Annotated in this window: 12 protein-coding genes and 1 tRNA gene; 3 read left to right on the top strand and 10 right to left on the bottom strand. The window is 63.1% G+C overall.

Translation table 11 applies throughout. The features are described 5' to 3' along the window. Positions 1-11: 11 nt before the first annotated feature. On the top strand, positions 12-1631 hold the full coding sequence (locus FJ954_RS22335) for an ABC transporter ATP-binding protein (RefSeq protein ID WP_140663193.1): 1620 nt from the start codon (positions 12-14) through the stop codon (positions 1629-1631). Positions 1632-1670: 39 nt separating this feature from the next. Here FJ954_RS22335 and FJ954_RS22330 read toward each other — a convergent pair whose 3' ends face one another. The 5 genes from FJ954_RS22330 to FJ954_RS22310 form a co-directional block, all read right to left on the bottom strand. Continuing rightward, positions 1671-2006, bottom strand: coding sequence for a hypothetical protein (locus tag FJ954_RS22330; RefSeq protein ID WP_140663192.1), 336 nt, complete (start codon positions 2004-2006; stop codon positions 1671-1673). 145 nt (positions 2007-2151) lie between these two features. Beyond that, positions 2152-2589 carry a hypothetical protein gene (locus tag FJ954_RS22325; protein ID WP_015318677.1) on the bottom strand — a complete coding sequence of 146 codons (438 nt, stop codon included), beginning with the start codon at positions 2587-2589 and terminating at the stop codon, positions 2152-2154. Between the two features lie 2 nt (positions 2590-2591). Then, on the bottom strand, positions 2592-2819 hold the full coding sequence (locus tag FJ954_RS22320; protein ID WP_318011560.1) for a hypothetical protein: 228 nt from the start codon (positions 2817-2819) through the stop codon (positions 2592-2594). 585 nt (positions 2820-3404) lie between these two features. Further along, positions 3405-3689, bottom strand: a complete 285-nt coding sequence (locus FJ954_RS31855) for a hypothetical protein (RefSeq protein ID WP_140663191.1) — start codon at positions 3687-3689, stop codon at positions 3405-3407. A 640-nt stretch (positions 3690-4329) separates the two neighbouring features. Beyond that, positions 4330-4406: transfer RNA gene (locus tag FJ954_RS22310), tRNA-Pro, on the bottom strand. 199 nt (positions 4407-4605) lie between these two features. Here FJ954_RS22310 and FJ954_RS22305 point away from each other — a divergent pair. Next, on the top strand, positions 4606-6126 hold the full coding sequence (locus tag FJ954_RS22305) for a phosphomannomutase/phosphoglucomutase (RefSeq protein WP_140663189.1): 1521 nt from the start codon (positions 4606-4608) through the stop codon (positions 6124-6126). 10 nt (positions 6127-6136) lie between these two features. Next, on the top strand, positions 6137-8371 hold the full coding sequence (locus FJ954_RS22300; RefSeq protein ID WP_140663188.1) for a mannose-1-phosphate guanylyltransferase/mannose-6-phosphate isomerase: 2235 nt from the start codon (positions 6137-6139) through the stop codon (positions 8369-8371). A gap of 6 nt (positions 8372-8377) precedes the next feature. On the opposite strand, the gene betB is transcribed toward FJ954_RS22300, so the two are convergent. From betB to betI, 5 genes are all read right to left on the bottom strand, one after another. Further along, a complete protein-coding gene (betB, locus tag FJ954_RS22295) occupies positions 8378-9841 on the bottom strand; it encodes a betaine-aldehyde dehydrogenase (RefSeq protein ID WP_140663187.1) in 1464 nt (487 codons plus the stop codon). 81 nt (positions 9842-9922) lie between these two features. Beyond that, entirely contained in the window at positions 9923-11575 is a 1653-nt protein-coding gene (gene betA, locus FJ954_RS22290; protein ID WP_015318670.1) for a choline dehydrogenase, read from the bottom strand. After that, on the bottom strand, positions 11568-12572 hold the full coding sequence (locus FJ954_RS22285; protein WP_041163494.1) for a threonine/serine dehydratase: 1005 nt from the start codon (positions 12570-12572) through the stop codon (positions 11568-11570). The genes betA and FJ954_RS22285 overlap by 8 nt, the downstream gene beginning before the upstream one ends. After that, complete coding sequence (betC, locus tag FJ954_RS22280; RefSeq protein WP_140663185.1) at positions 12569-14098, bottom strand: choline-sulfatase; 1530 nt, start codon at positions 14096-14098, stop codon at positions 12569-12571. Before betC ends, FJ954_RS22285 begins: the two co-directional genes overlap by 4 nt. Next, positions 14095-14685: a transcriptional regulator BetI gene (gene betI, locus FJ954_RS22275; protein ID WP_015318667.1), complete on the bottom strand. Its 591-nt coding sequence runs from the start codon at positions 14683-14685 to the stop codon at positions 14095-14097. Before betI ends, betC begins: the two co-directional genes overlap by 4 nt. Positions 14686-14819 lie beyond the last annotated feature (134 nt).

Raw genomic sequence — 14819 nt, 5'->3', positions numbered from 1 at the left:
GGACCACTGAAATGGCTGCTTCCGAAACGATCCTCAGCGTCAAGGACCTTCGCGTCCGCTTCCGCACGCTCGACGGTGCGGTCGAAGCGGTCAAGGGCATCAACATCCACGTCAACGCGGGCGAAACGGTTGCCGTGGTCGGCGAGTCCGGTTCCGGCAAGAGCCAGACGATGATGGCGGCGATGAGCCTGCTGGCCTCCAATGGCGAAGCGTCAGGCCATGTCGACTATCGCGGCCGCAACCTGCTGACCCTGAGCAAGTCCGAGCTGAACAAGGTCCGCGGCCGCAAGATCAGCATGATCTTCCAGGAACCGATGACTTCGCTCGATCCGCTCTATTCGATCGGCAACCAGCTGATCGAGCCGATCCGCCGCCATCGGGGCCTGAGTGCCGCCGCAGCGCATGAAGAGGCGCTCAAGCTGCTGCGGCTCGTGCATATTCCCGATCCCGAACGGCGGATGAAATCCTATCCGCACGAAATGTCCGGCGGCCAGCGCCAGCGCGTGATGATCGCCATGGCGCTCGCCAATGACCCCGACATCCTGATCGCCGACGAGCCGACGACGGCGCTTGACGTCACCATCCAGGCGCAGATCCTGATGCTTTTGGCCGAACTGCAGCGCAAGCTCGGCATGGCGATCGTCTTCATTACCCATGACCTCGGTATCGTCCGGCGCTTTGCCGACCGTGTCTATGTCATGCGCCAGGGCGAGGTGGTCGAGGAAGGCGAGGCGGAAGCCATTTTTGCCAATCCGCGGCACGCCTACACCAAAATGCTGCTGGCGGCCGAGCCGACGGGAACCAAGGCGCCGCCGCCAGCCGATGCGCCGGTGGTGCTCGAAGGTAGGAATGTCGAAGTCACATTCAGGATCGGCGGTGGGTTTCTGGCCGGCGAACCGCTGATGCTGCGGGCCGTCGATCACATCTCGATCCGGCTGCAGCGCAACCAGACGATCGGCATTGTCGGCGAATCCGGCTCGGGCAAGTCGACGCTCGGCCGCGCCTTGCTGCGGTTGCTGCCGAGCGATGGGCTCATTCAGTTCGGCGATCGCGACATCTCCACTGCCGACCGGCAGCAGATGCGGCCGCTGCGGCGCCAGATGCAACTTGTCTTCCAGGATCCGTTCGGCTCGCTGTCGCCGCGCATGACCGTCGGTCAGGTCGTCACCGAAGGGCTGCTGGTGCATGAGCCCAACCTTTCAGGAAAGCAGCGCGACCAGCGCGCGGTCGAGGCCCTGCGCGAGGTCGGCCTCGACCCCAATGCCCGCAACCGCTACCCGCACGAATTTTCCGGCGGACAACGGCAGCGCATCGCCATTGCCCGCGCCATGATTCTGAAGCCGAAGATGGTCGTGCTGGACGAGCCGACATCGGCGCTTGACCGCTCGGTGCAGAAACAGATCGTCGAACTGCTGCGCAAGCTGCAGGCCGACCACGAACTGTCCTACCTCTTCATCAGCCACGATCTGTCGGTCGTGCGCGCCATGGCCGACTACATCATCGTCATGAAGCAAGGCAAGATCGTCGAAGAGGGGCCGACGGAAGAGATCTTCAGCAATCCACGGGCGCCTTATACGCAGACGCTGATGAACGCCGCGATCGACGTCACACGGTTTCGACTGAGCGCGTAAGGCGCCGGCAGGGGCAATTGTCGTGGCGTCGTCTGTCGCTCAGCTCGCGCACTTGCGTGCGCGCACAGCGACAATGGCATCCTGCTGTCGCTTCAGCCGGTCGATCCTGGCCGTTTCACGGTTGGCGACCGCGGTCTTGACGCGCGATCCGCCCAGCAGCCAGCGCGGCACGCTGGTGTTGGCGACCTTGCCGCGGGTGATCGCCGTCTGCGAGATGTCGCGCGCGCTGCTTCCCAGCGCACTGTTGAGGTCGCTACAGCTCATGCTCTCGTATTTGGCCGGATTGGCCGTCCTGCCGATCGATGAGCATCCGGCAGCCATGAAGGCCGCAGCCAGAAGAGCGGGTGCCGACCTTGTCCTTGAAATCAAACTCATGCGCGCGTCCGGCCCGGCCGTTTTTGCCGCCTCCCCGATCTTCATCGATCAACCTAGCGCTGATAGCCAATTCGTCAAAGTTTCACCGGCCGGCCAGTGCTCGCGTTCTGCACTGGCTATCGGCCAATTATCGCTGTCGGAATTTTTACGCTGCTTGGGCGGCCAATTCGGTCATGAAGTCACAACCGCCGAGCATCATCTGGGCAATGTCGGTCGCATTGTCGTCGACATGCGCCGTCACCAGCACAATCCCCCCGCCAATACTTGGCCGCTCGGGTCTTCTGGCGGCCGCTACAATGGCTTCGAGCAATCCGCCAAGGCCGCCGCAGAACACGCTGGCCAAGGCTATTGCCGATAGGCCGGTCGGGAAAAGGTTGATGTCGTAAACAGCAACGGCGCCGAGACACGCCAACAGCCCGGCGGCAGCGCCCAGCATGACACCCGGAGACCTCAGGACATCGATTTCGTCACGATAGGGCCCGATAATGGCGACCTGTACGCGCGGAACCCCGGCCGCCAACAGGTCGCCGGCAATCCGCGCCGCTTCGGCATGGGATTCGAAAAGCTTACTGATTGTTGGCATGGTTACTCGGACATCGCGTCCGTCAGCGTGTCGGTAACGAAGGATGCGGCGATCAGATCGTCGCCGTCGATGCGGCCTCGCCCGCCTTCAATCACGGCCGCTACCTTTTGGAAGGTCTTCATTTCACCCTCGGTGATCTGAGCGTGTTGCATTCTGGTTTTGAGGCTATCTATGCGCATCCCCAACACATGGGATGTTACAGTCTCATGGTTCGACATGGTGGTGCTCATCCGTTCCCGCTTCGCTTGGTTTTCCCGCGCCCGATCTCGAACTTGGGCCGAGCGGAAACGTTCCCAGGGCAGGGCTTCGGTCGGGCGGAGGTCGGACCTAAGTCTGGGCCTGGAACGCATTGGTCTTGCCAAGCGGGCCGGCCGGAACAGTCGCTCTTCGTCACCGTTGTCTGCTGCAATACCGGAGGAATTTGATGGAGAAGAGTGTTGGTCAGGCGCGCTGGTTGCTCGCACCGATTTTCGCGGTTGCCATCACCTTCATGGTGGCTGGAATAGTCCTCAGCTAATCTCTTGGCACATTAGCGCAGCCCAGTTCTTTCCCAGGCCGATAGGCTTCGTGAGCGAGCATGGATCTGGCGAACCCTGAAGTCTTGGCCAGGCCAGCTCAAATGACCTGGTCACCGAGCAGAATTCCCGCGACGCTTCCGAGCGGTATGGGAGATTCGAAGTTGAAACGATCGCTTCGCATGGCTGCATTTCAGCCGCGGGCGAGAACTCGAAGCTATTCGCATGAAACGCGCGCGAGCGTGCTGGGCAAAGTCACCTGGTGGCCGGGCTCGCGAGAGCCGGGCCACCAGTTGGGCATCAGTAACCGCCGTTTTCCATTACCACCGGATGATGGTGACGGTGGTGGGTGGAAACGGAGCTGGTGACGACGACTGCATTCCGATCGTGATGCCGCCGGCCATGGTCATAGAACGCCACTGTCCCGTGGTGTCGGTGATGCAGGCGCTGGCCTTCCTCATTGATGATCCTGACGTTGTGGTGGTGCCGATGGTGGGTCCTGATGACGACGTCGGCCTCGGCTGCCGAAGCCAAAGCGGGCAATCCCATTGAAAGCGCCAAAGCGCACATGATCATTGTTTTCATTGCAAGTTCTCCAACTGCTTTGATTAGCCCTTCGTTGGTTACAACTGCTGCTGATCCCTTTGGTTCCGGTTCCCCGGGGGACAGCCGCACGCAAGCGAAGGGCTGGCTATCGCGTCGCCACGATTGGCAAAGAGGAGGCTTGCTTCCGGCCATCTGCCCAGGCGGCGGCAAACGTCACCCGCGTTCTGTCACTGCCAGGGAGGAACGCTCTGCCGCAATTGTTAAGACAGTTCGCCCACCTGTCGCCAGATCCCCGTCAGGCGACGGAACATTAGGCCGGCCTAACAGTTCTTCCCGCAGCGGACATCACGGTTTGGTGTTCGCTGAAGATCAGCAGGCAAAGGCTGATCGGCCCGCGTCCTCCGCCAGAGGCGCGGGCTTCACCAGGCAACAGGAGTGAGATTATGAACAACATCATTTGGCTTGTGGGAGCGGTGGTCGTCGTCATAGCGGTATTGAGCTTTTTCGGCCTCCGTTAAACGCCTGCATATGGGGGCAGGGACTTCGTGGCCCATGCCCCCAAAGAGGAACGAATCTCGTGTCCGTTCCCTAGGAACAGGCATCATCTTGGACAAGGCTCTATCTCTGGTGAATCTCGGGTGGGCGCCAAAGTCGGGATGCGCTAACACATTGTTTTTTCTGGTCGGAGTGGCAGGATTTGAACCTGCGACCCCCTCGTCCCGAACGAGGTGCGCTACCAGGCTGCGCTACACTCCGTGACCAGATCGCGGGCTTATAGCCGCCACACATCGTTCCTGCAAGCGGCAATGGCAGCCCTTCTGTCGCATTTCGTCCGCTTTCTGCGGGCATTGCCGGAAGGCCCGAATTTCCGTCCGGGATAAACGCGGCTTAAAGCCTTGTGTGCTAAGCCGCTGCCTTGATGGATCGTATTTCTGCCGCTTGGAGCCCTGCCGTCTTGCCCCTAAATATTGTCGGCGAAGCGTGGCCAAACAGCTTCGAATTCGAAACCGCGGCGCTGATCAAGGCATCCGGTTTTCGTGAATATGATGCGCGCTGGTGGTTCGGCCATCCCGGTTCGGCAGTGCCGCCTGAACTCAATCTGATCGGCGTCCAGGCGCTTGGCATGGGGCTCGGCACGATGATCCGGCGGCTCGGCGCTGGGCCTGACATCGTCACCGGGCATGATTTCAGATCCTATTCGCTCGGCATCAAGCTGGCGTTGGTTTCCGGGCTGATGGCGGCCGGCGCACGGGTGAAGGATATCGGTCTGGCGCTGTCGCCGATGGCCTATTTCGCGCAATTCGCGCTGGAGACGCAGTCGGTGGCCATGGTCACCGCATCGCACAACGAGAATGGCTGGACCGGCGTCAAGATGGGAGCGGCGCGGCCGCTGACCTTCGGCCCCGAGGAGATGAGCGCGCTGAAGGCGATCGTGCTGGCCGCCGATTTCGACCTTACCGGCGGCGGCTCCTATGATTTCGTCGACAATTTTCGCGCCACCTATCTCGACGATGTGACAAGGGACAAGCGCATCACACGAAAGCTGAAAGTGGTCGCCGCCTGCGGCAACGGCACTGCTGGCGCCTTTGCCCCGGAAGCCCTGCAGCGCATTGGCTGCGAGGTAATCCCGCTCGATGTCGAACTCGATCACACCTTCCCGCGCTACAATCCAAACCCGGAGGACATGCAGATGCTGCATGCAATCAGGGACAAGGTGCTGGAGACAGGGGCCGATGTCGGTCTGGGCTTCGATGGCGACGGCGACCGCTGCGGTGTCGTCGACAATGAAGGCAACGAGATCTTTGCCGACAAGGTCGGCGTCATGCTTGCGCGGGATATTTCGCGGCTCCATCCGGGTTCGACCTTCGTTGTCGACGTCAAGTCGACCGGACTGTTCAACACCGACACGGTGCTGCGCGCCAATGGCGCCGTTACCGACTATTGGAAGACCGGCCATTCCTACATCAAGCGCCGGGTTGCCGAACTCGGCGCGGTCGCCGGCTTCGAAAAATCAGGCCACTTCTTCTTCAACCCCCCGATCGGGCGCGGCTATGACGACGGACTGGTCACGGCAATCGCCATCTGTCAGATGCTGGACCGTAACCCCGCCAGTTCGATGGCCGATCTCTACGGGGCACTGCCACTGACCTTCGGCACGCCCACAATGTCCCCGCACTGCGCGGACGATGTGAAGTACGGCGTGGTCGAGCGGGTGGTCTCCGATTTTCAGGCGATGAAGCGGGACGGCTCCAGTTTCGCCGGCCAGAAGATCGTCGACCTTGTCACCGTCAATGGCGTGCGCGTCGTTGCCGAGGACGGTACCTGGGGTCTGGTGCGCGCTTCGTCGAACAAGCCGGAACTGGTCGTGGTCGTCGAAAGTCCGGTCTCGTCCGAGCGTCGCCAGCAGATGTTCGATGCCGTCGATGCTGTGCTGCGCCGCAGTCCGGAAGTCGGCGCTTACAACCAGACTTTTTGACAGGGCATCCATGGGCCAGCGCATCGTCAGTTTTGTCATGAGCGGCGGCGTCGGCTCTCGGCTGTGGCCGCTGTCACGCGAGGACAATCCCAAGCAGTTCCACGACCTGTCGGGCGACGGTTCCATGCTCGCCAAGACCTTGCGCCGCCTGACGGCGAGACCGGCTGGCGAGACGCCGATCTTCCTGATCGCTTCGGAGCGTCATGCCGATCGTGTCCATGCCGACTTGGCCGGTCTCGATCTTGCCGGCGGCGGCCCGCTGTTCGAGCCGGCGGGACGCAACACGGCCGCCGCCGTCGCACTGGCGACCCTGCGCACGCTGTCGGAATTCGGCGACAGCCTGGTTCTGGTGGTGCCCTCGGACCATGAAATAGCGACGGCAGGGCAATTCTGGCAAAGTATCGAGGCGGGATCGCAGGCGGCGCGCGCCGGCCGTCTGGTGGTGTTCGGCATCAAACCGACCCAGCCGGAAACCGGTTACGGCTATATCGAGGTATCGGCCGAGAAGGGCGGGGTGTTCGACGTTTCGCGCTTTGTCGAGAAGCCCGACCTTGCGACGGCCAACGACTATCTCAAGGCGGGAAATTTCTACTGGAACACCGGCATCTTCCTGTTTCGGGCCGGTGCCATGCGCGACGCCTTCAAGACATTCCAGCCCGACATCTGGCACGCCACCGAAGCGGCCTACGAGGCGGCCACGACGGACCTGTCCGGCCTCTATATGCCGCTGGAACTTTACGCGGCGATCCCGTCGAACTCGATCGACTATGCCATCATGGAGCGGGCAAAAAACATAGCCATGGTGCCGGCCGGCTTCCGCTGGAACGATCTCGGCTCCTGGCAATCGCTCCTCGATGTCGGTCCCGCCGACGACCGGGGCAACGTCGTTGTCGGCGATGTCGTCGCCATAGATTGCGAGAATTCCTATATCCGCAGCGACGGCCGCCTGCTGTCGGCGATCGGCATGAAGGACGTTGCCATTGTCTCGACGGCGGATGCCACTTTCGTTGCGCCGGTGAGCCACAGCCAGCACGTCAAGAAGATCGTCGAACAACTCGAAAAATCGGGACGGCTGGAAACCAGGTTCACGCCGGCGCATGACCGCGTCATCGAAAGTGGCGCCTGGCGGCGGCGCGTTCATCACTGGCTGTTCCAGGAGACCTTGCCGTTGTGGTCGACATCAGGCGTCGACGAGCGCCACGGTGGCTTCCACGAGGCGCTGGGTTTCGACGCCAAGCCGCTCGTCAAGCCCAAGCGCATGCGCACCCAGGCCAGGCAGGTCTATGCCTTCGCGGTTGCCAAGGAGCGCGGTTGGACCGGGCCGGCCGACCGGCTGATCGCGCATGGCATCGACTTCATGGCGGGGCAGGGCCGCACCGAACGGGGCGGTTGGGTGCGCACGCTGAATGTCGATGGCTCCGTCGCCGATCCCGTCGAGGACGCCTACGATCATTCCTGCATCCTGCTGGCGCTGGCGCATGCGCATATGTCGGGCAATGCCGATGCCTTGCGGCTCGGCCAAGAGACCTTCACCTTCCTCGATGCGCATCTGGAGGACAGCCGCATGACCGGCTTCCTCGACACCTCGGACGGGGCGGGCGAGCGACGCTCCAACCCGCACATGCATCTGCTCGAAGCTTTCCTGGCCTGGCACCAGGCAACCGGTGAGCGTGCGCATCTGCGTCGCGCGGCGCGCATCATAGACCTCTTCCGCAGCCATTTCTTCGACGCCGAGAGCTGGACACTCGGCGAGTATTTCGATGCAGAATGGAAACCGGTACCGGGAGAGAAGGGGAGCTGGACCGAACCTGGCCATCACTTCGAATGGGCATCGCTGCTGGTCGATTTCGCCGGCCGCAGCGGCCAGGCCGAGCTGAGCGTCTTCGCCCGAAAACTTTACGCATCGGCAATCGCCAATGGCCTCAACCGGGCCACTGGCCTTGCCTATGGTGCAGTCTCGCGGCAAGGACTGCCGCTCGACCTGATCTCGCGCAGCTGGCCGCAGGCCGAGGCGCTCAAGGCGGCGATCGCCCTGGATGGCTCGGGCGGCCCCGATCTGAAGCCGGAGATCGAGGCGAGGGTCGGCCGGCTGTTCCGCTGGCACGTCGACCCGGCGCCGCTCGGCCTGTGGATCGATCGCATCGACGAGCGCGGCCGCTCGCTGGCATCTGACGTGCCGGCGAGCATCTTCTACCATCTGGTCTGTGCGCTGACGCAGTATCTGGATGGAACGGCGGAGAAGTAGGCGGGATCAGTACGGACTGGCGACGTCCCCGGTCTCGACATAGATCGACTTCAGCTGCGAATAGAGCGCCAGCGCCGCCAGCGAGTTCTCCCGCCCGATGCCCGATTGCTTGACGCCGCCGAAGGGAATTTCCACCGGTGTCAGATTGTAGGCATTGATCCAGCAGGTTCCGGCCTGCAACTCGGCGATGACGCGGTGGGCGCGCGGCAGGTCGCGCGTGAAGACGCCGGCGGCAAGACCGAACTCGGTGTCGTTGGCGCGGTCGATCACCTCGTCCTCGCTGTCGAATTTCAGCACGCTCATGACCGGGCCGAAAATCTCCTCGCGGGCGATCCGCATCGTGTCGGTAACGGCGGTGAACACGGTCGGCTCGACGAAGAAGCCGCCCTGGAAGCCCTGCAGCGACGGCACATTGCCGCCACAGGCCAGCGTCGCCCCATCGTGCTTGCCGGCCTCGATATAGCCGACGACCTTGTCTTGCTGTGCCTTGGAGACCAGCGGCCCCATCTGCGTTTCCGGGTCGAGCGGATCGCCGATGCGGATTTTCTTGGTCCGTTCGATCAGCCGCTCGACAAAGCGGTCGTGAATGCCACTCTGGACGAAAACGCGCGTGCCGTTGGAACAGATCTGGCCGGTCGAATAGAAGTTGCCGAGCATGGCGCCGCCAATCGCATTTTCGAGATCGGCATCGTCGAAGACGATCAGCGGCGACTTGCCGCCGAGTTCCATCGTCGCGTGCTTCATCCTGGAGCCCGCTAGCGACAGCACCTTGCGCCCGGTCGGCACCGAGCCGGTCACCGAGACCTTGGCCACGACATCATGGCCGACAAGGCCGGCGCCGACGTCGCCATAGCCTTGCACGACGTTGAACAGCCCGTCGGGCAGGCCGGCTTCCGAGTAGATCTCGGCCAGCGCCAGCGCCGAAAGCGGCGTGTTTTCCGATGGCTTGAACACCATGGCATTGCCCATGGCGAGTGCGGGTGCGGATTTCCAGCCGGCGATCTGGATCGGATAGTTCCATGCGCCGATGCCGACACAGACGCCGAGCGCCTCGCGGCGCGTATAGGCGAACGGCCCGCCGAGGTCGACCGCTTCGCCGTTGAAGACAGCGACCGCGCCGGCGAAATATTCAAGGCAGTCCGCAGCGGAAGGTGCATCCGCCACCAGTGTCTCCTGGATCGCCTTCCCGGTGTCGAGCGTCTCGATGCGGGCAAGATCGGCGTTGCGGGCGCGCAAAATGTCGGCGGCTCGGCGCAGGATGCGGCCGCGCTCGACCGGCTTAAGCCGCGCCCAGGCCGGCTGTGCGGCGCGGGCGGCCTCGACCGCCAGTTCCAGCACGTTCGGCGTCGCCGATCGCAGCATGGCGATGGTCTCGCCCGTGGCCGGATAGATCACCGGCAGCGGCGCGCCGCCTTCGTCCTCGATATAGCGTCCGTTGACATAGTGCGAAGCCGTGGGCTGGGCGCGCATGGGAGGTCTCCAATCGTTGTGCCCAAGACGGCTATTGGGCGGGCGCCTGTCGGGCAGCTCACTCTATCGGCGGATCATGGCCTATCTGTCGGAAGCCTGCCAGCGCGGATTGATCCATGGTTCCTGGTTGGACGGCGCGAGCGGCGTGCGGCCAAGGATGTGATCGGACGCTTTTTCGCCGGTCATGATCGATGGCGCGTTGAGGTTGCCGTTGGTCACGCGCGGGAAGATCGAGGAGTCGGCGACCCGCAATCCGTCGACGCCGATGACCCGGCATTCCGGATCGACCACGCTCGATTGATCATCGACGCGGCCCATTCGGCAGGTGCCGCAGGGGTGGTAGGCGCTTTCGGCATGGTCGCGGATGAACACGTCGAGATCGTCGTCCGACTGGACATGGCTGCCCGGCGAGAGTTCCTGTCCGCGATAGGCATCGAAGGCCGACTGGCCGAAGATCTCGCGGGTCAGGCGGATGCAGTGGCGGAACTCCGCCCAGTCGTCCGGATGCGACATGTAGTTGAAGCGGATGACCGGCTTCGCTTTCGGATCCGGCGAGCGCAGCGTCACCGAGCCGCGCGACTTCGAGCGCATCGGTCCGACATGCGCCTGGAAGCCGTGCGACTTCGCCGCCGCCTTGCCGTCGTAACGCACCGCCGCCGGGATGAAGTGGTACTGGATGTCGGGATAGTCGACGCCTGCCTGCGAGCGCACGAAGGCGGCCGCCTCGAAATGATTGGTGGCGCCAAGGCCCGATTTGAAGAACAGCCACTGCGCCCCGATCATCGCCTTGGAGAACGGGTTCAGCACTGAATTCAGCGTGATCGGTTTGGTCGATTCCTGCTGGATGTAGAGCTCCAGATGGTCCTGCAGGTTGCCGCCGACGCCAGGCCGGTCGGCCACGACGGCAATGCCGTTTTCGTGCAAATGCCCGGCCGGGCCGATACCGGACAGCATCAGGATCTTCGGCGAGTTGATCGACGACGCCGCGACGATTACTTCACGTCGCGCCTTAACGACCTGAATCTGTTTGTGAGCTTCGATCTCGACGCCGATGGCGCGTTGATTCTCGATGATCACCCGGCGCGCAAAGCCTTTGACCAGTCTGACGTTTTTGCGCCGGAGCGCCGGCTTCAGATAGGCTGATGCCGCCGACCAGCGGCGGCCGCCCAGAATGGTCTGCTCCATCGGGCCGAAGCCTTCCTGCTTGGCGCCATTGTAGTCGTCGGTCAGTTCAAACCCTGCCTGGCGGCCCGCTTCGACGAAGGCGCCATAGAGCGGATTGCGCCGGGAGCCGCGCTGCACATGCAGCGGGCCGCCGTGCCCGCGCCAGCCATCCTCGCCGCCATCTGAATCCTCCATGCGTTTGAAGTAGGGCAGCACGTCGGCGAAGCCCCAGCCGGCCGCGCCCTGTTCGGCCCAATGGTCGAAGTCGCGGGCGTGGCCGCGCACATAGACCATGCCGTTGATCGAGGACGAGCCGCCGATCACCTTGCCGCGCGGCGTCGCCAGCACGCGGCCACCCAGATGCGGTTCCGGTTCACTGGCGAATCCCCAGTCGTAGAGGCTCATGTTGAGCGGTATCGACAGCGCCGAAGGCATCTGGATCAGCGGCCCGATATCAGTGCCGCCGAATTCGATGACGATGACCGAATGCTTGCCGTCTTCCGACAAGCGATAGGCCATGGCCGAGCCGGCGGAGCCGGAGCCGATGATAACGAAATCCGCTTCAAGCATGGTTCATATGCGCCATAAAATCGGCGAGCGAAACGTTGCCGCCGGTAGCCACCACCAGGACGGTTTTTCCCGCCACATCCACCTTGCCACCGAGCAATGCCGCCAGCGACGCCGCACCTGACGGTTCGAGCACCAGCTTCATCCGCTCGAAAGCGATCCGCATCGCGCGCCGCACCGACTGATCGTCGACCGTGATGCCGCGCACGCCAGCGGTCTTGACCGCGGCGAACGGCGCGTCGCCGGGCCGGCGCGACATCAGTCCGTCGCAGATCGATTTCGGACCGATCGGCATGGTCTCGATGCTGCCATGCGCCAGTGAAGAGCCCATGCCGTCGAACCCTTCGGGCTCTACGCCGATGATCTCGGTCGCCGGCGACAGATAGTGGAAGGCGAGCGAAACGCCGCCGATCAGCCCACCGCCGCCGACCGAGCAGAACAAGAGATCGGCGCTGGCATCCTTACCCGACAGCTGGTCGAGCGCTTCGAGGCCGGCACCCGCCTGACCGGCGACGATCTCGGGATCGTCGAATGGATGCAGGAGCGCTAGCCCTTCTGTTTCAGCGATTTCGCGCGCCTTGGCCGCCGCGACCTCTTCACGCGCGCGATCGTCATGGTCGGTCAGCACGACGCGCGCACCATAACCCGCGGTAGCATCGCGCTTGGCGGCCGGCGCGTCGATCGGCATGACGATGGTCACGGGAATGCCGAGCGCCTGGCCGGCCGCGGCCAGCCCTTGCGCGAAATTGCCCGAGGAATAGGCAACGACGCCCTTCTTCGCCTCGTCGGGCGAAAGCCGCTTCAGCCGCCAATAAGCGCCGCGAACCTTGAAGGATCCGGCCCATTGCAGCGATTCCGGCTTGATGAAGACCCGGGCCGCGCCGGTTTCTCTGGCGAGCGCCGCCGATTCCAGCAGCGGCGTGACCTGTGTCGCCCGTGACGTTACCGCATAGGCCTGCCTGAGATGGTCGAGAGTGGGAACGAGAAGGTCTGCCATCATTCGCCTCGCGGATACCTTTTGCTCTCTTCGAGATTGTCGAGGTTCATGTGATTGCGCATGTACCGCTCTGACGCTTTCTGCAACGGCTGGAAATCCCAAGGGTAGTAGGCGCCGTTGCGGAGCGCCGGATAGACGACCCAGCGGCGTGCCTGGTTTTCGCGCACGGCGGCATCGAAGCCGGCCATGTCCCAACGCGTCCGGACCTTTTCCAGGAATGCCGCCACAAGACTCGCATTGGCGGGGTCGTCGGCCAGATTGTCCCGCTCGAGCGGATCGGCTTCGAGATCGAACAATTGCGGCGGATCGAGTTCGCAATGGACGAATTTGTACCTGCCTTCGCGGATTGCCACCAAGGGCGCATAGGAGCCCTCCGCCGCGTACTCGATCAGCACCGGTGCCGTGCGCTGCCCGCCCTTGGTGAGCGGCAGCAGCGACTGGCCGTCGGTCCACGGCGCGATCGCCCCGATGTCGATGCCGGCAAGGTCGCAAAGCGTTGGTGCTACGTCGAGATTGGAGACCGGCGCCTCGATCAGCCCGGCACGAATGCCCTTGCCGGCAATCATCAACGGCACTCGCGCCGAGCCTTCGAAGAAGCTCATCTTGAACCACAGGCCTCGCTCGCCGAGCATGTCGCCGTGATCCGAGCAGAACAGGATGATCGTGTCGTCGAGCATGCGCGTCCGCGTGAGAACATCGAGGAGCTCGCCGACCTTGTCGTCGACATAGGAGATGTTGGCGAAATAGCCGCGCCGCGAACGACGCACCTCTTCAGGCGTGATCTCGAAAGAGGGATAGTCGCTGGCATGGTACAGCCGCCGAGAATGCGGATCCTGCTCGTCTTCGGCGATGTACCCGGTTTCCGGATCCAGCACCTGGCAATGCTCATAGAGATCCCAATACTGCTTGCGCGCGACATAGGGATCGTGCGGATGCGACAGCGAGACGGTGAGGCACCAGGGCCGATGGCTCGCATCGTCCTGTTCGCGCGAAAGCTGATAGAGCTTCTGAGACGCAAGGAACACGACCTCGTCGTCATACTCCATCTGGTTGGTTGTTTCCGCAACGCCGGCGCCGGTCACCGAACCCAGATTATGATACCACCACTCTATGCGCTCACCGGGTTTGCGGTAGTCCGGCGTCCAGCCGAAATCCGCCGGATAGATGTCGGTGGTCAGCCGTTCCTCGAAACCGTGCAGCTGATCAGGTCCGACGAAATGCATCTTGCCCGACAGGCAGGTGTAGTAGCCGGCCGCACGCAAATGATGGGCGAAGGTCGGGATCGACGAGGCGAACTCGGCGGCATTGTCATAGACCCCGGTGCGCGACGGCAACTGGCCGCTCATGAACGAGGCACGGCCCGGCGCGCAGAGTGGCGAGGCGGTGTAGTTGTTGGCAAAGCGCGCCGAACGCGCCGCCAGTGCCTTCAGATGCGGTGTGTGCAGAAATTCCGCCGGCCCATCCGGGAACAAGGTCCCGTTGAGCTGGTCGACCATGACGATCAGGAAATTGGGTCGCTTCGCTGTCACTGCTTGTGCCGTCCGCCAAGTTTGGTTTCGAGATAATCCTCGACCAGCGCGATCGCGGTCGCGGCGTCAGGCACGCCATCCTTCAGCGCGCGCCTGATGTAGAGCCCGTCGATCATCGCCGCCGTCGCTTCCGCGGCGCGGTCGGCCTCGGTCCTCGGCAGGATGCCGGTCAATCCACTCATCAGGTTGGAATGCAGCCGCCGAGCATAGATTCTAAGCAGCCGGCGCAGCGAAGACGATTGCTGCGCCTCGACATAGAACGCGAGCCATGCGGCAATGGTTTCGGCCTGGAACTGGACATCGGAGAAGTTGACGGCGACCACGGCCGAGACGCGCTCGCGCGCGGTGCCGGCGCACTGCAGGGCGCGGCGCATATCGATGGTCAGTTCGGCCAGGATGTGCCGCATCGTCGCGAACAGCAGCTCGTCCTTGGCGCCGAAATAGTGGTGGGCGAGCGCCGAAGAGACACCGGCGCGTCCGGCGATCTCGGACATGGTCACGTCAAGCGAGCCACGCTCGCCGATCGCCGAGATCGTCGCGTCGATGAGCGCCCTGCGGCGCAATGGCTCCATTCCGACTTTTGGCATGCCGTTTCCGATTTTTGCGGGAGATTATTTTTTATTGACGCGTCAATCAATAAAAAATCGACCTCGACGCGACCTGTGCCAAGCGATTGTTGCGTTGCGGCCCTTCACGGCCCGGGCGAGAATGTTTATATTTG

Source organism: Mesorhizobium sp. B2-3-15 (assembly GCF_006442875.1).
GTDB lineage: Bacteria > Pseudomonadota > Alphaproteobacteria > Rhizobiales > Rhizobiaceae > Mesorhizobium > Mesorhizobium australicum.
The sequence above is the reverse complement of the archived record's forward strand: the minus strand, read 5'-3'. Positions and strand labels throughout refer to the sequence as shown.